General features: G+C 51.0%; 17 protein-coding genes and 1 tRNA gene. 15 read left to right on the top strand and 3 right to left on the bottom strand.

All coding sequences use genetic code 11. The annotated features are described in order from the left end of the window. Positions 1 to 2 precede the first annotated feature (2 nt). On the top strand, positions 3 to 1,076 hold the full coding sequence (locus ACOZB4_RS29980; RefSeq protein ID WP_379414500.1) for a PdaC/SigV domain-containing protein: 1,074 nt from the start codon (positions 3 to 5) through the stop codon (positions 1,074 to 1,076). 483 nt (positions 1,077 to 1,559) lie between these two features. Here the strand turns inward: ACOZB4_RS29980 and clpP are convergent, their stop codons facing one another. Both clpP and ACOZB4_RS29970 read right to left on the bottom strand, forming a co-directional pair. Beyond that, positions 1,560 to 2,156 carry an ATP-dependent Clp endopeptidase proteolytic subunit ClpP gene (gene clpP, locus ACOZB4_RS29975; protein WP_006207581.1) on the bottom strand — a complete coding sequence of 199 codons (597 nt, stop codon included), beginning with the start codon at positions 2,154 to 2,156 and terminating at the stop codon, positions 1,560 to 1,562. 161 nt (positions 2,157 to 2,317) lie between these two features. Further along, a tRNA-Arg gene (locus ACOZB4_RS29970) sits at positions 2,318 to 2,392 on the bottom strand. A gap of 370 nt (positions 2,393 to 2,762) precedes the next feature. On the opposite strand from ACOZB4_RS29970, the gene ACOZB4_RS29965 reads away from it, so the two are divergent. From ACOZB4_RS29965 to ACOZB4_RS29905, 13 genes are all read left to right on the top strand, one after another. Continuing rightward, complete coding sequence (locus ACOZB4_RS29965) at positions 2,763 to 3,806, top strand: sugar-binding transcriptional regulator (protein WP_379414501.1); 1,044 nt, start codon at positions 2,763 to 2,765, stop codon at positions 3,804 to 3,806. Positions 3,807 to 3,905: 99 nt separating this feature from the next. Then, entirely contained in the window at positions 3,906 to 4,910 is a 1,005-nt protein-coding gene (gene gap / locus ACOZB4_RS29960) for a type I glyceraldehyde-3-phosphate dehydrogenase (RefSeq protein WP_076326192.1), read from the top strand. Positions 4,911 to 5,104: 194 nt separating this feature from the next. Continuing rightward, on the top strand, positions 5,105 to 6,286 hold the full coding sequence (locus ACOZB4_RS29955) for a phosphoglycerate kinase (RefSeq protein ID WP_379414502.1): 1,182 nt from the start codon (positions 5,105 to 5,107) through the stop codon (positions 6,284 to 6,286). A 79-nt stretch (positions 6,287 to 6,365) separates the two neighbouring features. Continuing rightward, positions 6,366 to 7,118 (top strand): triose-phosphate isomerase, encoded by a 753-nt coding sequence (gene tpiA / locus ACOZB4_RS29950; RefSeq protein ID WP_213646118.1) that lies wholly within the window; start codon positions 6,366 to 6,368, stop codon positions 7,116 to 7,118. Further along, on the top strand, positions 7,119 to 8,663 hold the full coding sequence (gene gpmI, locus ACOZB4_RS29945; protein WP_379414503.1) for a 2,3-bisphosphoglycerate-independent phosphoglycerate mutase: 1,545 nt from the start codon (positions 7,119 to 7,121) through the stop codon (positions 8,661 to 8,663). A 48-nt stretch (positions 8,664 to 8,711) separates the two neighbouring features. After that, entirely contained in the window at positions 8,712 to 10,001 is a 1,290-nt protein-coding gene (gene eno, locus ACOZB4_RS29940) for a phosphopyruvate hydratase (RefSeq protein ID WP_071219501.1), read from the top strand. A 571-nt stretch (positions 10,002 to 10,572) separates the two neighbouring features. Next, positions 10,573 to 12,423 carry an S-layer homology domain-containing protein gene (locus ACOZB4_RS29935; protein WP_379414504.1) on the top strand — a complete coding sequence of 617 codons (1,851 nt, stop codon included), beginning with the start codon at positions 10,573 to 10,575 and terminating at the stop codon, positions 12,421 to 12,423. A gap of 301 nt (positions 12,424 to 12,724) precedes the next feature. Next, complete coding sequence (locus tag ACOZB4_RS29930) at positions 12,725 to 14,509, top strand: sensor histidine kinase (protein WP_379414505.1); 1,785 nt, start codon at positions 12,725 to 12,727, stop codon at positions 14,507 to 14,509. A gap of 73 nt (positions 14,510 to 14,582) precedes the next feature. Further along, positions 14,583 to 15,389: a response regulator gene (locus ACOZB4_RS29925; protein WP_379414506.1), complete on the top strand. Its 807-nt coding sequence runs from the start codon at positions 14,583 to 14,585 to the stop codon at positions 15,387 to 15,389. A gap of 155 nt (positions 15,390 to 15,544) precedes the next feature. Then, positions 15,545 to 16,876 carry an ABC transporter substrate-binding protein gene (locus ACOZB4_RS29920; protein WP_379414507.1) on the top strand — a complete coding sequence of 444 codons (1,332 nt, stop codon included), beginning with the start codon at positions 15,545 to 15,547 and terminating at the stop codon, positions 16,874 to 16,876. A 274-nt stretch (positions 16,877 to 17,150) separates the two neighbouring features. Next, positions 17,151 to 18,032: a carbohydrate ABC transporter permease gene (locus tag ACOZB4_RS29915; protein WP_379414508.1), complete on the top strand. Its 882-nt coding sequence runs from the start codon at positions 17,151 to 17,153 to the stop codon at positions 18,030 to 18,032. A gap of 12 nt (positions 18,033 to 18,044) precedes the next feature. Next, entirely contained in the window at positions 18,045 to 18,872 is an 828-nt protein-coding gene (locus ACOZB4_RS29910) for a carbohydrate ABC transporter permease (RefSeq protein WP_076322663.1), read from the top strand. Positions 18,873 to 18,924: 52 nt separating this feature from the next. Continuing rightward, complete coding sequence (locus tag ACOZB4_RS29905; RefSeq protein ID WP_379414509.1) at positions 18,925 to 21,180, top strand: FAD-dependent oxidoreductase; 2,256 nt, start codon at positions 18,925 to 18,927, stop codon at positions 21,178 to 21,180. Positions 21,181 to 21,408: 228 nt separating this feature from the next. Here ACOZB4_RS29905 and ACOZB4_RS29900 read toward each other — a convergent pair whose 3' ends face one another. Then, positions 21,409 to 22,293: a LysR family transcriptional regulator gene (locus ACOZB4_RS29900; RefSeq protein ID WP_215156679.1), complete on the bottom strand. Its 885-nt coding sequence runs from the start codon at positions 22,291 to 22,293 to the stop codon at positions 21,409 to 21,411. Between the two features lie 109 nt (positions 22,294 to 22,402). On the opposite strand from ACOZB4_RS29900, the gene aroC reads away from it, so the two are divergent. Next, a complete protein-coding gene (gene aroC / locus ACOZB4_RS29895) occupies positions 22,403 to 23,461 on the top strand; it encodes a chorismate synthase (protein WP_076322659.1) in 1,059 nt (352 codons plus the stop codon). Positions 23,462 to 23,812 lie beyond the last annotated feature (351 nt).

The raw sequence follows: 23,812 nt of genomic DNA, 5'->3' as shown, positions 1-23,812 counted from the left end.
ATATGAATCCTAAATTACGTGTATGTGCATCATTAATTGCAACTAGCGTCCTGCTTGGCGGTCTGGGTTTGAGCGGACAGGTCATCGATGCAAGCGCCGCTAAGGCACCCGTTTCCGCCAGCCAAAAATCGTCGAAGAATGAAGTTGTACTGAAATGGAATGGCAAGACCCTGTCACAGAAAGGTCTCGTGCTGCATGGGGTAACTTATGTGCCGGCAACCGCTTTGCGGGACGGCCTGGGAATGCCTCTTAAATATGATGCAAAAAACCGTACGTATACACTGGGTAACGGCTATAACAAACTGAGTGCTATCGTATATGATTCAACTGAAATCGGTATTCTGGTGAATGGTTCGTATGCCGGCGAGCCTGGCGGACAGATCATAAATGGTCGTCTCTATGTGCCGTTCAAAACGATCAGCGAATACATGGGCGTTCAGGGGCAATGGAATCCTTCCTTGAAAACACTCAGCATGACGCAGAAGAAGCAGAATGACATCACCATTAAATCGGTAGCGCTGAAGAAGAAGATTCAGGGCGTGGATGCCGTTGTGAACTATCCTGTAATCAGCGGACTCGATAATGCAGAGGTCCAAGCTGAAATCAACAAAGTGTTGAAAGAAAATGCTTCCGGCGTAATCACAGGTGCTGAAGGGAATGCTGAAGAATTCCCTCCTTCGGAATCCAATCTCCGCTACGAATTCAGTGGTGACTTTGTGGTTCATTACAACCAGAACGATATCCTGAGCATTACGACGTACGATTATTCTTATACCGGCGGCGCCCATGGGATGACCTTCCGTAAAAGCTTCACCTTCTCCTTGAAGGATGGCAAGCAAATGAAGCTGGGCGATTTCATCAACATGCAGGGCAAGAATAAACAGAAGCTGAACAACCTTGTGCTGAACACGATGAAAAAAGAAGGGGGCTACCTCGGCGGATTTGAGGGCGTGCCTGCGGATGCTGATTTTTATGTGAAGGATAATGCTGCGGTGCTGTACTTCCAGCTTTATGAGTACACCGCGTATGCCTATGGATTCCCTGAGTTTGAGCTGAAGCTCAAAGAGTGGAAGTAAGAATATACGGTAAGCGGTTTGTGTAAACTGCAATCATTTATTTTCATATACTATAGCTTGTCTAGAAACATGATGTTGTCCTGATGTAACGCTGTGCTGGAACGAGTTGCGAAAATCCCCTGATCACGTGAGCGTGGAGTGTATACTCCCGCTTCCTGCGGTCAGGGGATTTATTGTTTTATCCCGAGGCTTGCCTTTTCCCCTCCCTAAAAAGTTAAGGCAGGCCTTTTAGGAGGGGCGCCTTACCGTCTTTAGGTTTTATTGAAAAAGTTGTCCCCTCCAGTGAGAGTATCCCCCGGAGGAGCAACGCGTTCGCCTTTGAAATCGGGAAACAACCTATCCATTCATTCCAGTTTCCTGATTTCAACTGCGACCGAAGGGGATACTCTCACTCTCCCGAATTGAAGTTTTCAATAAATCCCCTTCAGAGAATAAGAAAGGGCAGGCACCAGATAACGGCGCCTGCCCTTTACTTCATTTCTTTTATAAGCCTTGCGGCGGTGTATTCTCTAATACTTGATCGATCAGGCCATATTCTTTGGCTTCGTCGGCCGTCATGAAGTAGTCGCGATCGGTATCCTTCTCGATGCGCTCCAGCGGTTGGCCAGTGCGATCAGACAGGATGCGGTTTAGCTTATCGCGCATTTTGAGAATGCGGCGAGCACGGATCTCAATATCCGTTGCTTGACCTTGTGCGCCGCCGAGCGGCTGGTGAATCATAATCTCGCTGTTAGGCAGACCGTAACGTTTGCCTTTAGCGCCTGCGTTGAGCAGGAATGCACCCATAGAAGCAGCCATGCCGACACAGATCGTCGAAACGTCCGGCTTAATGAACTGCATCGTATCGAATATCGCCATACCTGCGGTAATGGAACCGCCAGGACTGTTGATGTAAAGATGAATATCCTTCTCAGGATCCTCAGCCGACAAGAACAGCATTTGGGCAATGATGGAATTGGCGACCACGTCATTTACGTCGGAGCCGAGGAAGATAATGCGGTCTTTCAGCAATCTGGAATAGATGTCGTACGCCCGCTCACCGCGGTTGCTTTGTTCAACGACCATAGGTATAAAACTCACGTGGAAAACCTCCTCTTAAGTACCTCATATAAATACTGTTACCGTATTACCCACATGATAAACAATTTAAATCAAAAAGTCAAAGATAGTCAAACTATTGGGTAAAAAAAAGAGCCGTCATGGGCACTTTAGGGTAATCAGTATAGAGAATAAAGATAAAATGGCGCGCCCGCGAGGAATCGAACCTCGATCTCAGGCTCCGGAGGCCTACGTCATATCCATTGGACCACGGGCGCATAAGAAAAATGTCTATCGACGTACATTCAAAGAAGACATACCGCGTTTAGCGGTAGTTTTTCTTGCGATATCAGGAAGCTGACTCCGCGAAGTTTATACTTTCTGATATCTAAAAAATTAGCAACGAAGTTGATTATACCGCATCTATTTCAAAAATACAATAGCAGACAAAACTTTGTTCCTATTATATAGACAAGCCTGTAGTTGGTCATAATGAATAAGAATGCTTGGGGTAGAGAAATATACTTTCGGACACTTGCAACCGGCATGATTATTGGTTAGAATAAGGGTGGGACTTAAAAAGTTCAACTGGGACATTTTACGACCAGGTAGAGGAGAGCCGAGACGAAGTTTGCAGGAGTGGAATGCATGCGTAACCTATTAGAAATACAAGAGCAGCTTCTGCCGGATCTGATGGAAATTCTTAAACGAAGGTATTCCATCCTTCATCAGATCAAGCTGTCCGGAATTGTTGGCCGAAGAACATTGGCTTCATCACTCTCGATGACCGAGCGTGTCCTCAGAGCAGAGACTGATCTTCTGAAAGCGCAAGGGCTAATCGAGATTGAAACGCTTGGCATGCGGATCAGCAGCTCAGGGATATGCTTGCTGGAGGAACTCGAACCGGTAATGAATGAGTTATTCGGACTGGTTGAACTGGAAGAGAAGATTCGTCAGGCTTATGGGCTTCGTAAAGTGGTCATTATTCCCGGTGACAGTGAGTTATCTCCGGAAGTCAAACGCGAGCTTGGCCGTGCCGGAGCAAGAACGCTGCTAAGCTTTGTAAAGGATGGAGATACGATCGCCGTAACAGGCGGCTCCACGCTCGCCGAAGTAGCAGAGCAGATGTCCTCTTTACCTGGTGGCGAACCGCTGACAAGCACTTGGTTTGTGCCTGCCCGGGGCGGTCTCGGGGAGAGTGTCGAGATTCAAGCGAACACCATTGCCTCCAAGATGGCAAAGCGCGTGGGGGCTGAGTACCGATTACTTCATGTACCGGATCTGCTAAGCGAAGATGCCTACCAGTCTTTGGTACAGGATCAGCATATCCAGGAAATTGTGGATGTGATCAGGCGCTGCCGAGTCATTATTCACGGCATCGGAGATGCCATGGAAATGGCAAGAAGGCGGAAGCTGGATGAAAACTCTATTCAGAACTTGCAGGCAGATGGCGCGATTGCGGAATCCTTTGGCTACTACTTTAGTGAAGATGGTGAAGTTGTCCACAAAATGCTTACCCTTGGGCTTCGGCTTGAGGATATTATGCAGACAGAGACGATCATCGGCATTGCTGGAGGGCAAGGCAAGGGCAAGGCGATTCACGCGGTGCTAAAATTCGGACATGAGGATATTCTCGTTACCGATGAAGCAGCTGCACTGGAAGTCGAGAAGGAGATTGACGCCGGTATTTGAATCCACGGGCGTACAACTGATTTTTCATTATTGTTGTCTTGATTGGCTTAACGGCCAATCTTGAATATATAAATTTTACAAATATGGAGGGAACTACTCATGGTTAAAGTAGGTATTAACGGTTTTGGACGTATTGGACGTAACGTGTTCCGCGCTGCGCTGAACAACAGCGAAGTTGAAATCGTGGCAATCAACGATTTGACGGACGTAAAAACGCTGGCACACCTTTTGAAATATGACACAACTCACGGAAGACTTAATGCAACAGTTGAAGCTAAAGAAGGCGCACTCGTTGTAAACGGCCGTGAAGTGAAAGTATTCGCTGAGCGTAACCCAGAAGCATTGCCTTGGGCTGAGTATGGCGTTGAAATCGTTGTAGAATCCACTGGTATTTTCACAGCGAAAGACAAAGCTTCCGCTCACTTGAAAGGCGGCGCTAAGAAAGTTATCATCTCCGCTCCAGCTACTGACGAAGATATCACCATCGTTATGGGCGTTAACGAAGACAAATACGATGCTGCTAGCCACACCATCATTTCCAATGCTTCTTGCACGACGAACTGCTTGGCTCCTTTTGCAAAAGTTCTTGACGAGAACTTTGGTATCGTTAAAGGATTGATGACTACAATTCACTCCTACACAAATGACCAGCAAGTGCTTGATCTGCCGCACAAAGATCTGCGTCGTGCTCGTGCAGCTGCTGAAAACATCATTCCATCCACAACAGGTGCTGCTAAAGCGGTTAGCCTCGTTCTGCCACAATTGAAAGGCAAATTGAACGGTAACTCTATGCGTGTACCTACGAAGAACGTTTCTGTAACGGACCTCGTAGTTGAGCTGTCCAAAAACGTAACACTTGAAGATGTAAACGGAGCTCTGAAAGCAGCTGCTGAAGGCCCGCTCAAAGGCATCTTGAACTACTCCGAAGAGCCGCTTGTATCCAGCGACTACAATGGCGACCCAGCTTCTTCCACTATCGATTCGCTCTCCACTATGGTAGTTGGCGACAACATGGTGAAAGTTGTTTCTTGGTATGACAACGAGTGGGGCTACTCCAACCGTGTCGTTGACCTCGCTGCTTACATCGCAAGCAAAGGTCTGTAATTGATCTAGCCATACAATCGAAGAGGAGTTCCGTTCCACGGGTCTCCTCTTTGGTTCATGGTTTTTCCTTGTTTTCATGCCAGAGCACTGGGAAGAATAGACAAGATCCGGGCGCTGGTTAGCGATAGAGAGAGAAACGAGAGCAACTGCATGCTGTCGGTGAGGAGAATAGTTTTCTTAGGAGGAACGTGGAGATGAACAAGAAAAGTGTACGTGATGTAGAAGTAAGTGGCAAACGGGTGTTTGTCCGCGTCGATTTCAATGTACCGCTCGAAGATGGTAAAATTACAGACGACACTCGTATTCGCGAGACTTTGCCGACCATTAAATATTTGGTAGAGCAAGGAGCGAAAGTCATCCTGGCCAGCCACATGGGCCGTCCAAAAGGAGAGGTCGTTGAATCTTTGCGCCTGACTCCGGCAAGTCAGCGTCTGTCCGAGCTGCTCGGTAAACCGGTAGCCAAAGCGGATGAAGCTGTAGGAGAAGCGGTTAAAACGCAAATCGATAAGATGCAAAACGGCGATGTGCTCGTGCTTGAAAACGTTCGTTTTTACCCTGGTGAAGAGAAGAATGATCCGGAACTTGCGAAGCAATTCGCCGAACTGGCCGATCTGTTCGTGAATGACGCGTTTGGTGCTGCTCACCGTGCGCACGCTTCGACAGAAGGCATCGCTCATCATCTTCCGGCTGTATCGGGATTGTTGATGGAGAAAGAGCTGTCCGTTCTCGGCAAGGCCCTTTCGAATCCGGACCGTCCTTTTACCGCCATCATCGGTGGATCGAAGGTTAAGGACAAAATCGACGTGATCGACAACCTGCTTACGCTTGCTGACAATGTCATCATCGGCGGTGGACTTGCTTACACGTTCTTCAAAGCTCAAGGCCATGAAATCGGTCAATCTCTGCTTGATAAAGATAAGCTTGATGTTGCACTTGGTTTCATCGAGAAAGCTAAAGAGTTGGGCAAAAACTTCTACCTGCCGGAAGATATCGTCGTTACGGACGAGTTCAGTGCAGATGCGAATACTAAGATCGTTGATATCGACGGCATTCCTGCCGATTGGGAAGGCGTTGACATCGGTCCTAAGACTCGCGCCAAGTATGCAGAAGTGATCAAGAACTCCAAACTTGTCGTGTGGAACGGTCCTATGGGCGTATTCGAAATCGCTCCGTTCAGCAACGGTACTCGTGAAGTGGCACAAGCCTGTGCGGATACGGAAGCTTACACGATTATCGGAGGCGGCGACTCGGCTGCAGCTGCGGAGAAATTCGGCCTTGCCGACAAGATGAATCACATCTCGACAGGCGGCGGTGCATCTCTTGAGTTCATGGAAGGCAAAGCACTTCCTGGTGTTGTGGCATTGAACGATAAATAGAATTAGGCGCTACATTGGATAGCAAGTGGATGAAGAAGTTTGGACCCCGATTCTTCGGGGGAATAAAGGAGTGAATCGTGTGAGAACACCTATCATAGCTGGTAACTGGAAAATGTTCAAAACTGTTCCGGAAGCAACTTCATTTATTGAAGATGTGAAAGGCAAAGCGGAAGTAGAAGGCGTGGAAAGCGTGATCTGCGCGCCATTTACCAATCTTCCTGCATTGGTTGAAGCAGCAAAGGGCACGAACATCAAAATCGGTGCACAAAACCTTCATTTTGAAGATAATGGCGCCTTTACTGGTGAAATCAGCGGTTTGATGCTGAAAGATCTGGGCGTGGACTATGTCATTATTGGACATTCCGAGCGTCGTCAGTACTTTGCTGAAACGGATGAGATCGTGAACAAAAAGGTACATGCGGCATTCCGTCATGGTCTTCTTCCGATCGTTTGCGTTGGCGAAAAGCTGGAAGAACGCGAAGCTGGCCAAACCAAAGACGTGTGCAAGGTACAAACAGAAGCTGCGTTCGCAGGTGTTCCGGCTGATCAAGCGATTCATGTTGTTATTGCTTATGAGCCAATCTGGGCAATCGGAACGGGCAAATCCTCTACGGCAGAGGACGCAAACGAAGTTATCGCATACATCCGTGAACTCGTTAAAGGGCTGTATGGCGAAACCGTTGCAGACCAAGTTCGCATTCAATACGGCGGTAGCGTGAAGCCTGAAAATGTAGCGGAGTATATGGGACAAAGTGACATCGACGGCGCGCTCGTTGGTGGTGCAAGTCTACAACCGGCTTCCTACATCGCACTCGTTGAGGGGGCGAAGTAAATGTCTGCTCCAAAACCTGTAGCTCTGATCATCATGGACGGTTTCGGTCTTCGGAACACCGAGGTGGGCAATGCGGTCGCACAAGCGAACAAGCCTAACTACGACCGGTATTTGAAGCAGTACCCGAACACCACGTTGACCGCCTGCGGCGAAGCCGTAGGCTTGCCGGAAGGTCAAATGGGGAACTCCGAAGTGGGTCACTTGAACATCGGCGCAGGCCGGATTGTGTATCAGGACTTGACCCGTATCACGAAGTCGATTCGTGGAGGAGAGTTCTTCGAGAACGAAACGTTGGTGGAAGCCGTTCGCGCTGCCAAGAACAACAACAAGAAGCTGCATCTGTACGGACTGGTATCCGACGGCGGCGTTCACAGTCATATTGAGCATATGTTCGCCATGCTGGATCTTTGCAAGAAGGAAGATTTCCATGACGTATACATCCATGGTTTCATGGATGGACGCGACGTGGCACCGGACAGCGGCAAGCAGTTCGTTAAGGATCTGATTGCGAAGATTGAAGAAGTGGGCGTTGGCCAAATCGCTACGCTTTCCGGTCGTTATTATGCGATGGACCGCGACAAGCGTTGGGATCGTGTCGAGAAGGCTTACCGTGCCATGGTGTATGGCGAAGGACCTAAATATACGGATCCGCTGAAAGCCATCACCGAATCTTACGAGAAATCGGTTTACGATGAATTCGTAGAACCGACCGTTATTGTGAATGGTGAAGGCGAGCCGGTTAGTCTGGTGGAGAGCGGAGATTCCGTCATCTTCCTGAACTACCGTCCTGACCGTGCGATTCAGCTGTCCCAGGTGTTTACGAATAATGATTTCCGTGGCTTTGAACGTGGACCGAAGTTCCCGCAAAACTTGCATTTTGTCTGCCTGACGCTGTTCAGCGAGACGGTGGAAGGCTTCGTCGCCTACAAACCGAAGAATCTCGACAACACGCTGGGCGAAGTGCTGGTTCAGCACAACAAGAAGCAGCTTCGTATTGCGGAAACCGAAAAGTATCCACACGTTACGTTCTTCTTCAGCGGTGGACGCGATGTTGAGCTTCCAGGCGAAACACGTGTATTGATTAACTCGCCGAAAGTGGCGACGTACGATCTGAAACCGGAGATGAGCGCTTATGAAGTGGCGGATGCTTGCGTGAGAGAAATCGAAGCGGATAAGCATGATGCGATTATCTTGAACTTCGCGAACCCGGATATGGTAGGCCATTCCGGTATGCTGGAGCCGACGATTAAAGCCGTTGAGACTACGGATGAGTGTGTCGGTAAGGTCGTTGAGGCTGTTTTGGCAAAAGGCGGGGTTGTTCTGATCACCGCTGATCACGGAAATGCGGACATGGTATTTGATGAGAATGGACGTCCATTCACCGCCCATACCACGAACCCGGTTCCGTTCATCGTAACGGATGAGAATGTAACGCTGCGCGAAGGCGGTATTCTCGCCGACATCGCGCCAACGATTCTCGATCTGATGGGACTGCCGAAGCCGGACGAAATGACCGGAACCTCCATGATTGCAGCACGTAAATAAGTAGTTCATAATGGAACATAAACATAACATTAAAAGGAGACTATACACATGACTATTATTTCTGATGTATATGCACGCGAAGTCCTTGACTCCCGCGGTAATCCAACCGTAGAGGTTGAAGTATACCTGGAATCCGGTGCAATCGGTCGCGCGATCGTTCCATCCGGTGCTTCCACTGGCGTTCACGAAGCCGTTGAGCTTCGCGACGACGACAAATCCCGTTACCTGGGCAAAGGCGTTCTGAAAGCCGTTGAGAACGTGAACGAAATTATCGCTCCTGAAGTGATCGGCATGGACGCTCTGGACCAGCTCGGCATCGACAAGCTGATGATCGCTTTGGACGGTACGCCAAACAAAGGCAAACTGGGTGCGAACGCAATTCTGGCCGTATCCATGGCTGTAGCTCGCGCTGCTGCTGATGCATTGGATCTTCCATTGTACGTTTACCTTGGCGGATTCAACGCCAAACAACTTCCAGTACCTATGATGAACATCGTGAACGGTGGCGCTCACGCGGACAACAACGTTGACGTTCAAGAGTTCATGGTATTGCCTGTTGGCGCTCCTAGCTTCAAAGAAGCGCTTCGCATGGGTGCTGAAATCTTCCACAACCTGAAATCCGTTCTGAAGGGCAAAGGCCTGAACACGGCGGTTGGTGACGAAGGCGGCTTCGCTCCTAACTTCACATCCAACGAAGATGCACTGTCTTCCATCATCGAAGCGATCGAAAAAGCCGGCTACAAGCCAGGCGAAGATGTATTGCTGGGTATGGACGTTGCTTCCACCGAGTTCTTCAAAGATGGCAAGTATGTTCTGGAAGGCGAAGGCAAATCCTTCACACCAGCAGAATTCGTGGACTTGCTCGCTTCTTGGGTAGACAAATACCCGATCGTAACCATCGAAGACGGATGCTCCGAGGACGATTGGGAAGGTTGGAAATTGCTCACCGAGAAATTGGGTAACAAAATTCAACTCGTGGGTGATGACCTGTTCGTTACCAACACCGAGCGTCTGGAAAAAGGTATCAACGAAGGCATCGGTAACTCCATCCTGATCAAAGTAAACCAAATCGGCACATTGACTGAAACATTCGATGCGATCGAAATGGCAAAACGCGCAGGATACACGGCTGTAATCTCCCACCGTTCCGGTGAGTCCGAGGACAGCACGATCGCTGATATCGCAGTAGCTACGAACGCAGGTCAGATCAAAACGGGTGCTCCTTCCCGTACAGACCGTGTGGCAAAATACAACCAATTGCTTCGCATCGAAGATCAATTGGGTGAACTTGCTCAATACAACGGCTTGAAGTCGTTCTACAACTTGAAGCGCAAATAATTGAAATAAGAGAAAGCCCAGCTCCTGCTTTTGAGGGAGCTGGGCTTTTTTGCATTTATTTGAGGATGTCTGGGGGGAGGGAAGGGGCTGCACAATATGTTAACGTGCTGTGGGACGGTGCGTATATCGGTTCCGGTCGCTGTTAAAATCGGGAAGCAGGAATGGAATAGGCTTAAGGAAGCTTCCCGATTTTAAAGGCGAACGCGTTGCTCCTCCACCGATATACGCACCTGAGCAGGGGAGGAGGCGTGCAGCCATTTGTGAGTATCTCATAGGAGTGCAAAGAAGAAAGCCCAGCTCTGTGAAGTCACATGAGCCGGGCTTTTGGGCGTGGGAGAAGGAGAGATCGAAGGGCTGCACACTCTGTTATCGTGCCGTGTGGCGGCGCGTATATCGGCTCCGGTCGCTGTTAAAATCGGGAAGCAGGAATGAAATAGGCTGAGCGACGACCGGGATACTCTATTAGACCTAAAAGCCTATCTTTTTTATAGTTCAAGTTTCCTATATTTTCCGTTATAATGATGATACGGAAGTTATAGGAAAAATACTAGAAGTAAGGTGGCTTGAATCTATGAAACGATCACTCCAACGATCGAGAAAATGGCTGATACTGCCTGCGGCTATGCTGATCGCAGCAGTCTTATCGGCCCCCGATGCCCATGCAGCTGACGTTCAACATCTGACGGGAGAACGAACGAAGCAGGATATCCTGAATAAATGGCAGCAGTACAAACCCATGGACACAGGCACATCCTATATGGGACCCGAACGAATTTACATGGAATCGCCAAGCGTCGCCGTACCCTATAAGGCAGGGACGATAAAACCGGAATATATCGAGGACGGCATTCGGGCCGTCAACTTTGTAAGATACCTATCCGGCCTGCCGGATGACGTGACAGCCAACCCTTCGCTTGCAGGGCAGCAGCAGGCGACAGCGCTTGTGAACGCCCTGCATCAAAAGCTGAACCATTATCCAACCATGCCGGCGGGCATGGACGATTCGCTGTACGCTTCAGCGAAGGAAGGCGCGAGGACAAGCAACCTTTACGGCGGCAGCCCGACCTTTTATGACAATGTCCTTGGTTATATGGCGGATAGCGGGGCTACGAATATCGACCGGGTCGGACACCGCCGGTGGGTTATCAATCCGGAGATGAAACAGACCATGTTCGGAATGGTACATACATCCAACAACGTTGCCTATGCGTCGATGTACGCGATGGACAAGGGCCGCGCAGCTTCCGAAGTTCAATATGATTACATCTCCTGGCCGTCTGCAGGATATTTTCCGGAAGAGGTTTTTAAGACAAACGATCCATGGTCGGTGTCGTTGAACCCGCAAAAGTATGACCGGACCAGAACGGATCAGATTCAAGTGAAATTGACCCGTGTGAGGGACGGGAAAGAGTGGAGCTTTGACAAGAGCGACAACGATAAATCGGGCAAATATTTCAATGTGCAGACCAGCTATTACGGCGTGCCGTTTGCCGTCATTTTTAGGCCTGACAGCATAGGTGATTTTGCGCCGGACGATGCCTTCACCGTTCAGATGACGGGGCTATATACCGCTTCCGGAAGCACGGCACAGGTTGAGTTCACCACGACGTTTTTCAAAATGATGCCTGGTTTATTGGCCCGCTACGATATTCAGCTCCAAAAGGGGCAAACCCTTCAAATGGGCCTCACTGGCGGACTGCAGACCAGCGGCAATACGTTCAAGAGCGGAGATAACCGGATCGTTGAGATAGATGCAAACGGCAAGGTCAAAGCCGTAGGCAAGGGATCGACATGGATCTCTGCCAATGATTATCTGGGGGCGAGAAGCCTGGTCTACGTTAACGTGAATGATGGTCCGGCTAATGGCAAAGTGAGCAACTGGGCTCAAGCGGATTACATGAAGGCAAAAGCGAATGGCATTATCGGCTGGCCGTTTGACCGATCCTACCAGCAGCCGATCACCAGAGTGGAGTTTACGGAGATGGCGGTACATATGATCGAAACCATGCTGGGACAGGATCTTTATATGGATGTCTCTGGCGTTAAGACCCCATTTAAGGACGTCGATGATTGGACCGTGACGTGGGCAAGCCAAAACGGCATCATCAACGGCACATCGCCGCAATCCTTCTCGCCGCGAGCGACCATCACCAGAGAACAGGCTGCCGCGCTGATCCTTCAGGTGTATGCCAAGACAAATGAATTGAAAGGCAGACCGGCGTCAACCGGATCAGCTGCGGCTTCGCTGTTCGCGGACGATAGCAACATCTCGCCATGGGCGAAGGAACAAGTATACCAAGCGATAAACCTCTCTTTAATGAACGGCATGGCCAAGAATCAGTTCAACCCGAAAGGCGAGCTCACCTTCGAGCAGACGTATGTGCTGCTGTTAAATTGCTTTGAAATGCTGATGGAAAAGTAAGTTTTTTAAATCCGATATCAAACGTGGCCCGCATGATCGAGAGTGGCTGACCTCGACGTTAGCGGGCGTGATCGTTAATGCGCTTGAGCACGAAATGTGTTGATGCAGTAGATGAAGGCCAAGCTCTTTCCGGAGAGTTTGGTCTTTTTGTCTGATAAAAATAGAACAAATCTACACATCCACTGCGCTTGCCCTTGGCATCGACCGCACATATCCATGCAATTTCAGGCATTCCCATTCTCAAGCGAACCCGTGCTGATATAATTGAAGAACAAGCGAGCGAAAAGGAGAGTGCGGGAGGGTGCTGAACCGAATACGATTCCTGTTTCCACACAAGCTGAAATACCGTCTGTTTGCCGCGTTCGTTCTGGTCATACTGCTGCCTTTCGGCATTCTGAATTTGTACAACTACCAGCGGATCGAGACCTTGGTCCAGGAGAAAATCAGCCAGCAGAGCCACAGCCAGCTGGAGCAGATGTATCGAACGCTTGAGGATCAGTTGAGCGTGGCCTTTAAAACACTGATCTTTCTAGAACAGGATTCGACGGTGGCCTCCGTGCTGACCCATCCCGGGCAGCGACAAGGACTCGAGAACAAAAACCTGATGGAGGAAAAGTTCAAAAATTTGAACAACAGCTTTTTCCTGTATAATCCGTCGGTCTACTTCACGATTCTCGATTTTCATGGTAACGCTTACACTTCATATTCTCCCAGGGAGGCCCTCGATTACAGAAAGCTGCGGGACAACCCTGGCTTTGATAGGGAACAGATGGAGGGCGTGTCGTATCACTGGGTTTCGAGCGATGCGAATTACGTGCTGAGGGATATCTCCACGAGCCCTTACCTGCTGTCGCTGTACGCTTACATGGAAACTCCCCGCAACAAGCCGTACGGCATTGCCCGGATCAGCATCGATTACTCCTTTTGGTTTCAATCTGTAATGAAGCAGTCGACGCTGCGACAGGAATATTTTTTGATTACGAGCGCCGGCGAGAACGTATCCCAATCGATCCTGAACAGCAGTCTGACAAGCGAGGTGAAAGCCAGGATTGCAGCCGAGCCTAGGCAGAAGTATTTTATCGACAAAGCCTCCAATACCCTGGTGAATTATATTTACGTGGAGTCGCTGGACTGGTATATCGTGAACCGGATTCCGCTGACGGTGCTTTTTAACGAGATTGAGGAGCTGAAGCGCCAATATTTTATGACCTTTTTCCTGCTGACCGGCGCGTTTCTTATCATGACCTTCATCATTGCAGCCACGATTACCCGGCCGTTATCTCATTTGCAGAATAAGATGAAGGCGGTTGTCCGCAAAAATCTGAAAATCCGCCTGCCGGAACGGAAGTTCAGAGGCGAGATTCTGGAACTGACGCAGACGTTTAATTCCATGCTCGACGACATGGATATGCTGATTCAGCGGTTAAAGGCCGAGGAAAGGCAGAAGGAAGCCGTGCATTTTCATATGCTTCTGGCTCAGATGAACCCGCATTTTCTGCTCAACACGCTAAATACGGTCAAGTGGATTGCCATCCGTCATGAAAATGACGATATCACCAATATCACCCTGTCTCTCGGCAAACTGCTGGAGGCGAGTCTGAATACGGAGAAAGATCTGGTGCACCTGAAGGATGAAATCGAGCTGGTGCAGGCCTATGTGCATATTCAGCAGGTGCGTTACAATCACCGTTTTGAGGTGACCTTTGCGTATGATGAGGACATTCTCTATGCGCTTGTGCCAAAGCTTTGTCTGCAGCCGCTCGTGGAGAATGCTATCCTGCACGGAATCGGGCCGCTGCCGGAGCAGGAGGGCCTCATTGAAATTACGGTTATCCGGGAGGGGCCGAACCGGCTGGCGGTTGAGATCAAGGACAACGGCGTCGGCATGGAGCAGTCCCGGCAGGCGAACGGGATGCGTAAACGGCCGGGCATCGGTCTTAGCAATGTACAGGAGCTGCTTCGGCTGCTGTTTAAAGAAGAGGGCAGCATGGAGATTATTTCTTCGGAGCTGGGAACGAGGATTCGGTTCTCTATCCCATTGTTAATCTCAACACCCTATCAGAACGAACACTTGATTTCATCATAACGGGCAGATTATTCGGCGCTTCGGCCTGTGCGGGCTGGAACGGGATTTTAAAAGCTTCAAGGAGGGGAGACCTATGTGGAAGGTGCTGTTGGTGGAGGATGAGGTGTTCGTGCGAGAGTCCGTGCGGGAGATCATCGCGTGGGAGGAGCTTGGATTCAAGGTGGCGGGAGAGGCAGGCAACGGTGCCGAGGCGCTGGAGATGATCCGGAGCAACCCGCCCGATCTCGTGCTGACTGATATCGTGATGCCGGAGATGGATGGCGTGGAGCTCCTCCGCAGAACCCGGGAAGAGGGATACGCTTCTCGGTTCGTGATGCTGACCTGCATGAGTGAATTCGAGTATGTCCGGCAAGCGATGGAATACGGGGCATCCAACTATATCTTGAAGCTGTCAATGAGCGTGAATACGCTGCGGGAAACGCTGCACAAAATGAACGCCGAGCTGGCGAAGAATAACCCGAACCCGAGCCAACCTGTCCCGATTCCGGTCGCGCCCACGGAGACGATGCCGTCACAGCCGGCACATCATCCCTCCCCAAGGGAAATTACGTCGCACCCGGAAGTACAGAAGATACTGCAGTATATCCATGAGCACTACGAGCAGGACATTACGGTGAAATCGATGTCTGGCTACGTGATGATGGGCGAAAATTACGTCAGCGCGCTCTTCAAGAAAAAGACCGGACGCACCTTGATTCATTATTTGCACCAGGTCCGGGTGGATAAAGCCATCGCGTATTTGCTTCAAACCGACCTCCCTGTTCACGAGATCGGCCTTCGGGTGGGGTTCGTGAACGACAATTATTTTATTAAAATCTTTAAGCGATTGACCGGATTCACGCCGAGTAAATACAGACAACACAGCAAAGACCTCAAATAGAAGGATTCTATGCAAGACATAGATTCGCCGAAACAGGAATTCCATCGTTTTGTTCCATCATCTGAATGGATATGTAGCTTAAAAGCGGCTCCCGTTCCCTGCTACGATGAGAGGGCATCATCAAAACCATTATGATTTTCTGGGAGGTCTCTAATATGAAAAATAAAAAGGGATGGGCGATGCTTCTCATCGGTATCATGCTATTGGGTCTTCTCGCCGGTTGCGGTGGTAAGGAACCGTCATCCGCAAGTGAGGGACAAGGAACGGACAATTCGAAAGCGCCTTCATCGGGCGAACCGATCAAACTAACCATGTGGGGCGGCGTACCGCCGGAAGCGGGACCGCAAGAAGTCATTGACGCATGGAATGCTGAGCATCCGGATGTTCAAGTCGAATATGTACGCTACGTCAATGACGATGACGGAAACCTGAAGCTCGATACGGCCATGATTACGGGCCAGGATGTCGACCTGTTCGTAAATTACACGCTTTCCCAAACGTCCAAACGGGTGGAGTCCAACCTAGCCTTGGATCTGAGCCAATTCAACGATTACAATATTGATGAGAAAATGGGACCTGACGCCGAAGGCTGGAAAATCAACGGGAAGTATTATGGAATGCCGACCACGAAGAGCGCGTTCTTCGTCGCTCTGAACAAGGATGCCCTTGATGCGGCCGGCCTGCCCGTTCCGAAGGATTGGACGTGGGATGAACTGCGCGAATATGCCAAGAAGCTCAAAGTCGGCAATAACTACGGATTTATTCAAAATATGGAGCCGTTCGTCGATCCGATTGATTCGGTGTTATCGCAAGAGGGGTACACCAAGGCGGACGGAACTTCGAATTTGGACCACCCGCTGGTCAAAAAATGGCTGGAAACCCTGAACGTCATGATGAAGGAGGACAAGACCACGCCGCCTCTTGGAGAGCAGTTGACTTCCAAAATGCCGGTGGAGCAAGTGTTCCTGAGCGGGGAAGTGCCTATGCTGAATATCGGGGCCTGGCTGCTGCGAAGCTCGAATAACTTTACGGATTTTCCGCGCGACTTCACCATCGCGTTCGCCCAAGTGCCGAGATTAACGGACAGTGCGGACAGCTACGTGACAAGGGGCGGCCTCGGTGATTACATCTCCATTAATGCCAAATCCAAAAAACAAGCTGAATCTTGGGAATTCCTGAAGTGGTATGCGGACGGAGGCATGGCTCCTATGGCTGCTGGCGGAAGATTGCCTGCTTCGAAGGACGCCAATCAGGAAGAAGCGTTAAACAGCCTGCTCGGTGATAAGAAAGACACGTATGACCTGGATTCCTTGATGCACGTCATGTTCGAAGACAAAACGCCTACGTACGTTAGGAGCTTGCCGCAAGAGGTGATGGATATGCGCGCTCAGGAGTATGAGAAGTATTTCCTTAATGCCCAATCACTCGATCAAACGCTGGAGGCCATGGTGAACCGGCACAATACGTTTCTAAAAGAAAGCAAATAAGGGGCTATCGGCACCAATAGAAGGGGACTATCGCTTCGGGCGGCGGTCCCCTTTTTGTTCGGCTTCGACACTGCCTATCTCGGCATGATCCGGGCTGGGGAGTTGATTGCCGCTTTTTTCTCATCGGCCATAGAACAAATCTACGGAGCGGCCGAAGGCCGCGGCGCTGCAATTGCATACTTCTGTAGCATAAATTCGAAGGTTTTGTTCCTTATCCCCGCTTGGTCCCGACTGCTATGCTTGAGATGAAAAAGACCAAGAGGAGTGGAGCTATGTGAAAACATCCTGGATGAAACGGCAACAGTATCTCGGCTATCTGTTTATCGGTCCGAACATGGTCGGCGTGATGCTGTTTTTTATTGTGCCAGCCTTGTATTCGTTCTATCTCATGTTTACGGATTACAAATTTATGAGCTCGGACACGAAGTTCGTGGGTCTGGCCAATATTCAAAAAATGCTGGGCGACGAGGTCTTCTACATTTCGATCAAAAATACGCTGTTATTTCTGTTATCCGTTCCTATATCGATTGGACTGGCTTTCATCGTCGCCGTAGTTTTGAATCGCTCGGTGTATTTAAAAAAGCTGCTCCGCGCCTTATATTTCATGCCTTACATCACCAGCGGCGTCGCCGTGGCTTTCGTGTGGATGCTGCTGTTCCATCCGAATAACGGCCCGATCAACGGAATCCTCAAGTCGTTCGGCATTACCAACCCCCCGGGATGGCTGTCCACCATGGATTCCTCCATGTATGCCATCGACATCATCTGGATCTGGTTTATGCTCGGCTATAACATGATTATCTACCTAGCCGCTCTGCAAGAGGTTTCGACTGAACTGCTGGAGGCCGCCAAAATCGACGGGGCCCGCGCCTGGCAAACCGTTCGCAGCATCCTGTGGCCGCTCGTCAGCCCTACAACCTTCCTTCTGCTCATTACCGGGCTCATCATGACCATCAAGCAATTCGGGATCATTCAAGCCATTACGCAAGGGGGCCCGGGCAACAGCACCACCGTGCTGTCCCTGTTCATTTACCAAAACGCCTTCCGCTACTACGAAATGGGTTATGCATCCGCGATCTCCTGGGCGCTGTTCTTGATCATCATGATCTTCACTGTCATTCAATGGATCGGTCAGAAGCGCTGGGTTCACTATTAAGGAGGAAGGAATATGACCAAAGCTTTATATACTAAAATAATCATCACGCTCATTATGCTGTTCTTCAGCGTAATTATGATCGTTCCTTTCCTCTGGATGATCAGCACCTCGTTCAAGATGCCGGCGGAAGTGTTCCAATACCCGATTAAGTGGATTCCCGCCCAATTCATGTGGGATCATCATGTGAAAGTGTGGACCGGAGCGAACAGCTTTGGCCAATACTACCTGAACTCGCTTAAAGTCGCCTTGATCAGCACCGTCGGAGCGGTACTGCTGTCCGCTTTAGCCGCGTACGGCTTTGCCCGGATCGAGTTTAAGGGACGGAATGCCATGTTCATGATCTATCTGTCGATGATGATGGTCCCTCCCCAGGTCTTGTTTGTACCGAAGTTCATCATGTTCGACTGGGTCGGTATCTACAACACGCATTGGGCCCTTATATTGCCGGGCGTATTCACGATTTTCGGGGTGTTCATGATGCGGCAGTTCTTCCTCTCCGTACCGCATGAAATTTCGGAGGCTGCCTTTATCGACGGAGCAGGACATTTCCGCATTTTTTCCCGGATCATTCTGCCGATGGCGAAGCCTTCGCTGGCTACGCTGGCCATTATCGATTTCTCCTGGCACTGGAACGATTACGAGAACGCTTTGGTGTTTTTGATCGATCAGGATCTGTATACCGTTCCGTTGGGACTACAAAATTTCATACTGGAAAATACGGTGGATTATAACGGCATGATGGCGGCGGCAACCGCAGGCATTATTCCGATGATTCTCGTGTTCCTGATCGGTCAGAAATATATCATTCAGGGCGTGGCGAGCTCGGCTGTAAAAGGATAGCCCAGAATCCAGGTCCACACATGAGCTGGACAAAAATGAAAGGAGTCGAAGCATGAGAAACGAAACGGCAGTAAGCGACATTACGGTGATTGGCGGCGGTTTGGCAGGGGTATGCGCGGCGGTGGCAGCTGCTAGACTCGGACAGAAGGTAGCGCTTGTGCAGAACCGTCCCGTGCTGGGGGGCAACTCCAGCAGCGAGGTGCGGGTATGGGTTTGCGGCGCGACGGCCCACGGGATCAACCGCTATGCCCGGGAAACCGGCATTATGGGCGAGATGTTCGTGGAGAACCAGTACCGGAATCCGGACGGCAATCCGTATTTATGGGATTTGATCGTGCTGGAGACCGTACGGGCCGAGCCGAATATAACCTTGTTCTTGAATACGGACGTGCATGAGGTTGAAGCGGATGGTGATTCTGACGCGCGGCAGATCCGATCGGTTACCGGTTGGATGATGGGCTCGGAGCGGCGCATCCGGTTTGAGAGTCCCGTGTTCCTGGATTGCACGGGGGATGGGCTGGTCGGCTTTCTGGCGGGAGCGAAATACCGGATCGGGCGGGAAGCCCGCAGCGAATACGGGGAGGAATGGGCGCCGGAAACGGCGGATGATGTGACGCTCGGCAGCACGCTGCTGTTCTACACCAAGGACGCCGGACATCCGGTGAAATTCGTGCCGCCCGTTTTTGCGAAGGATATTACGCAGACGCCGATCCCGATCAAGCGGGTCATCCGCAGCGGCGACTCGGGCTGCCATTACTGGTGGATCGAATGGGGCGGGGAGCTCGATACCGTGCATGACAATGAGCGGATCCGCGATGAGCTGTGGTCGGTCATTTACGGCATATGGGACTATATCAAAAATTCCGGCAAATTCGATGCCGTCAATATGACGCTGGAGTGGGTCGGCGCCCAGCCGGGCAAGCGGGAATACCGCCGGTTTGCCGGCGACTATGTGCTCACGCAGAACGATATCATGGCCCAGGAGCCGTTCGAGGACCGGGTGGCCTTCGGCGGCTGGTCAATCGATCTGCATCCGCCGCAGGGCATGTACGCCGAAGAGAGCGGCTCGAAGCATATGCATGCGGACGGGAATTACCATATCCCGTACCGCAGCCTGTATTCGGCAAACGTGACCAACCTGTTGTTCGCCGGGCGCAACATCAGCGCCACCCATGTGGCCTTTGGCACCACGCGGGTCATGGCGACCTGCGCCGTCCTGGGCGAAGCGGCCGGCACGGCTGCGGCGCTGTGCGTCCAGCACGGCATCACGCCGCGCGAGCTGTCGCGCAGCCGGAGCGGGGAGCTTCAGCAGACGCTGCTGAAGCAGGATGCCTCCGTGCTTGGGGTGGTGAACCGCGATCCGCGGGATCTGGCACGAAGCGCCAAGATCAGCGCATCGTCCCACCTGTCCAGGATTGCGATCGAGGAGGCGGAGGCCTCTTATGCGCTGGAACGGGACATCGCCGTGCTGATGCCGGCCGATCCGCGTCTGAGCGGAGAACTGGAATGGCTGATCGATGCGAAGCGAGATACTCAACTGACCGTAGAAATTTGGAGCACCGGGAAAAAGGAGAATTATGTGCCCGCCAAGCTGGAGAGCAGGACGGAGATCCAGGTGAAGGCAGGAACGCAGCAGTGGGCAGCCATGCCCGTTGATTGGCAGCCGGGAGAAGCGCAGAATGCGTTTGTCATCGTTCGTCGCAATCCGGATCTCTCCCTGTATCTGTCCTCCCGGACCGTCAGCGGATGTCTTGCTTTTGAACGCGGTGCTGCCTCGCAGGTGTCCAAGGAGCTCGAGGACCATGACGACAACCAGCTCGTTGTCGAGTGGAGCATGAAAAAATGGGTTCGCCGAATGTTTTGCCTGAGAATGACCGGCATCACGGATGCTTATCATCCCGAGCATGTCATTGACGGCTATAAACGTCCGTTCGGCGGTCCGCATATGTGGGTATCGGAGCGCATCGCAGACGGGGAGACGCCTTGGTTGAAGCTGGAATGGGAAGAGGCGCGGACGATTCGTGAGATTCATCTCATTTTCAACGATGACGTTAATGAAGATCTGATCAATCTGCACCATCATCGTACGCCTTTCGATATCATCCCTGAGTTGGTCAGTGCCTATAGATTAGAGGCGCTGGATTCGGAAGGGAATTGGATTACGCTTGACTTGGAGGCGCATAACCGCCGCCGGAAGAGAGTCCACCGTTTGGAGGAGCCTGTTCAGAGCACGGCGCTTCGGTTGGTGGTGGAAAGCACGAACGGCTCGGATTATGCCGAGGTTATTGAAGTGAGGGTTTACTGTTAGTTAAAAAATAAAAGCTGGCTCCTGTATTCATCAGGTGCCAGCTTTATTTCGCTTGTGAATTTCGACGAGCCCCCAAAAGGCTGACCGTGGCTCATTGGCATTTCGGTCCGTCTTGAAATAACCGTTTAGTAAGAGGTCACTGAACAGGATCATAAAGGTGGCTTGCTGTAGGCAAGATCATGTATTCATAAGGTTGATGATGCTAATCTTCTTTCGACGGAAAGATCGTCAATTCTGCTGCAGCATCTCCAAAAATGCCCCTGCAGCAAGCGAGGGCGACACCTGCTTCCGAACTGCAACTCCGATATATCGATCCGGTAATGGCGTTTCTGTTCGAAGCTCTAGCAAGGAACCGTCCGAGATGCGGGACGCGACAAAGGCTCGCGGCAAGAATGCTGTTCCATAACCGCGCTCGGCAAATTCCGCTAACATGTCCAGGCTGTTCAACTCGAAGTCGGCTTCCACTTCCACTCCTTGTGACCGGAACCACCCTTCGATGAAGGAACGTGTCGAGCTGCCGGGGGATAGCATTAAGAGGGGGAGCTCCGCCAACTGTTCTGTCCGAAGGGGCTCTCGCGCCCATTCTGCGAAGGCCGTTCCGATCACAGCGCAATAAGGGGAGTCATGTGAGTCGATGATCTTGATCTCTTCATCCGATACGGGCAGGTGAACAAAGCCGAGATCCAATGAGCCTTTCTTTAAGCGCTCCAAAATGCTGCTGGTCCGCTCCTGTGACAGCTGAATACGGATGTCGGGATAGCGGACATGGAATCGGTCGAGCAAGGCGAGAAGAAAGTCCTTGAGGATTGCCCCGTTCGCGCCAATCCTCAGCCTGCCTTCGCTGAACTGCTGTAGCCTTTTCAAGCGGCGCTCGGCTGAATCAAGTTCATCGAATGCTTGCCTTACATGCTGATACAAGGCCTGACCTTCTTGCGTTAAGCGGACACCCTTGGATAACCGGTCGAACAGCCCTACACCGAGTGCTTCTTCCAACTGCTTGATGGCGTAACTCACAGAAGGCTGTGTCATATGGAGGTTTTGCGCAGCTTTCGTCAGATTGGAAGTCTCTGCCGCATGCAGGAACACTCGATACCATTCCGTGTTTGCGATCATGTGTCATCAATCCTCTCTATGGGAACTCTTCGATATTGCGATTTCATTTATTTCAAATATACCTCTAAACTGAAGGAGAAGGAATCGAAAGTATTCGGGAGGTATGGACATGGCAGGGAGTACGTTTGGAGAGCGGTTAAAAATGACTACGTTCGGGGAGTCACACGGAGAAGCAGTGGGCGTCATTTTGGAAGGCGTCACACCGGGCGTTGAGCTGGACGAGGCCTACATTCAGATTCAGATGGATCGAAGAAGACCCGGGCAATCCTCAGTTACAACTCCTCGCAAGGAATACGATAAGATACGAATTTTATCCGGTCTTTTCGAGGGGCGAACGACGGGAACGCCACTGTGCATCATGCTTAATAACACCGACATGCGCCCGTCGGCATACGACACAATCAAATCGGCCTACCGGCCCGGGCATGCGGATTTCACTTATGAAAAGAAATACAAGATCCGTGACTATCGCGGCAGCGGAAGAGCTTCGGGAAGGGAGACAGCTGCGCGAGTGGCTGCCGGAGCAGTGGCGCGCAAGCTTTTGGAACGTCGGGGCGTCTCCATTATGGCTTATACGACGGAGATTGGTGGCATCCGATGTGAGCAATTCGACGCCGATGCTATCGAACAAAATGCCGTTCGCGCGTGCGATCCTGAAGCAGCCGTTCGCATGATCGAGATGATCGAACGACTGGCAGAAGAAGGCGACAGCTGCGGGGGGATCGTCGAATGTCGAATTAGCGGCATTGCCGCAGGACTGGGGGAGCCCGTATTCGACAAGCTTGACGCTGAGTTAGCGAAGGCAATGTTATCTGTTGGCGCGATTAAGGGCATTGAATTCGGGACGGGCTTCCAAGCGGCCTCTATGCGGGGAAGTGAACACAACGATCAGATGGACGCAGGAGGGTTCCGGACGAACCATGCCGGCGGGATCATCGGTGGTATCAGCACTGGGGCGGACATCGTGTTTCGAGTCGTCGTAAAGCCGACTTCATCCATTTCTATCCCTCAACAGACTGTCGATGTGGACGGCAACGAACGGGAGATTGCGACGATCGGCAGGCACGATCCATGCATCTGTCCCCGCGTCGTACCCGTGATCGAAGCGATGGCTTGCATGGTAATCGAGGATCATTACAAGCGTCAAGCCGCCCTGCAAGACGAATAGCCGTCTGGATGAAGCCGATCGGAGAGTATCAGCTGTGTCTCATTTCAGCTATCGGGTATTTCTGGCTGTATGTTTGGTCACGTCAATTCTTCGGAAAACGGTCCGTTGAATGGAGCTAGAAGTGGCGGTCCCATGAGCGGCAGGCTGTCCAGGTCAGCGGTAAGAGCAAATTATCATACAGCAAAAAAACCGGAAGAGACTGAAGTCTTCTTCCGGTTTTTTGATTTAAGAGATAAGAAAGTATAAACATCCGAGGCTTAGCATCCTTATCTCGCAAGAAAAACTTCCGCTACATGCGGTCTGTCTACTGTGAAAGTACGTCGATTGACGTTTTTCTTATAGATATAGAAT

The organism is Paenibacillus sp. NPDC058898 (genome assembly GCF_049316025.1).
GTDB lineage: Bacteria > Bacillota > Bacilli > Paenibacillales > Paenibacillaceae > Paenibacillus_AQ.
The sequence above is the reverse complement of the archived record's forward strand: the minus strand, read 5'-3'. Positions and strand labels throughout refer to the sequence as shown.

What these genes read in the sequence shown, in the direction of transcription:
- ACOZB4_RS29980 (WP_379414500.1), top strand. Translation starts at nt 3, where the DNA reads ATGAATCCTAAATTACGTGTATGTGCATCATTAATTGCAACTAGCGTC.
- aroC (WP_076322659.1), top strand. Translation starts at nt 22,403, where the DNA reads ATGGCAGGGAGTACGTTTGGAGAGCGGTTAAAAATGACTACGTTCGGG.
- ACOZB4_RS29965 (WP_379414501.1), top strand. Translation starts at nt 2,763, where the DNA reads ATGCGTAACCTATTAGAAATACAAGAGCAGCTTCTGCCGGATCTGATG.
- ACOZB4_RS29910 (WP_076322663.1), top strand. Translation starts at nt 18,045, where the DNA reads ATGACCAAAGCTTTATATACTAAAATAATCATCACGCTCATTATGCTG.
- gap (WP_076326192.1), top strand. Translation starts at nt 3,906, where the DNA reads ATGGTTAAAGTAGGTATTAACGGTTTTGGACGTATTGGACGTAACGTG.
- gpmI (WP_379414503.1), top strand. Translation starts at nt 7,119, where the DNA reads ATGTCTGCTCCAAAACCTGTAGCTCTGATCATCATGGACGGTTTCGGT.
- eno (WP_071219501.1), top strand. Translation starts at nt 8,712, where the DNA reads ATGACTATTATTTCTGATGTATATGCACGCGAAGTCCTTGACTCCCGC.
- ACOZB4_RS29905 (WP_379414509.1), top strand. Translation starts at nt 18,925, where the DNA reads ATGAGAAACGAAACGGCAGTAAGCGACATTACGGTGATTGGCGGCGGT.
- ACOZB4_RS29925 (WP_379414506.1), top strand. Translation starts at nt 14,583, where the DNA reads ATGTGGAAGGTGCTGTTGGTGGAGGATGAGGTGTTCGTGCGAGAGTCC.
- ACOZB4_RS29955 (WP_379414502.1), top strand. Translation starts at nt 5,105, where the DNA reads ATGAACAAGAAAAGTGTACGTGATGTAGAAGTAAGTGGCAAACGGGTG.
- ACOZB4_RS29935 (WP_379414504.1), top strand. Translation starts at nt 10,573, where the DNA reads ATGAAACGATCACTCCAACGATCGAGAAAATGGCTGATACTGCCTGCG.
- ACOZB4_RS29900 (WP_215156679.1), bottom strand. Translation starts at nt 22,293, where the DNA reads ATGATCGCAAACACGGAATGGTATCGAGTGTTCCTGCATGCGGCAGAG.
- ACOZB4_RS29920 (WP_379414507.1), top strand. Translation starts at nt 15,545, where the DNA reads ATGAAAAATAAAAAGGGATGGGCGATGCTTCTCATCGGTATCATGCTA.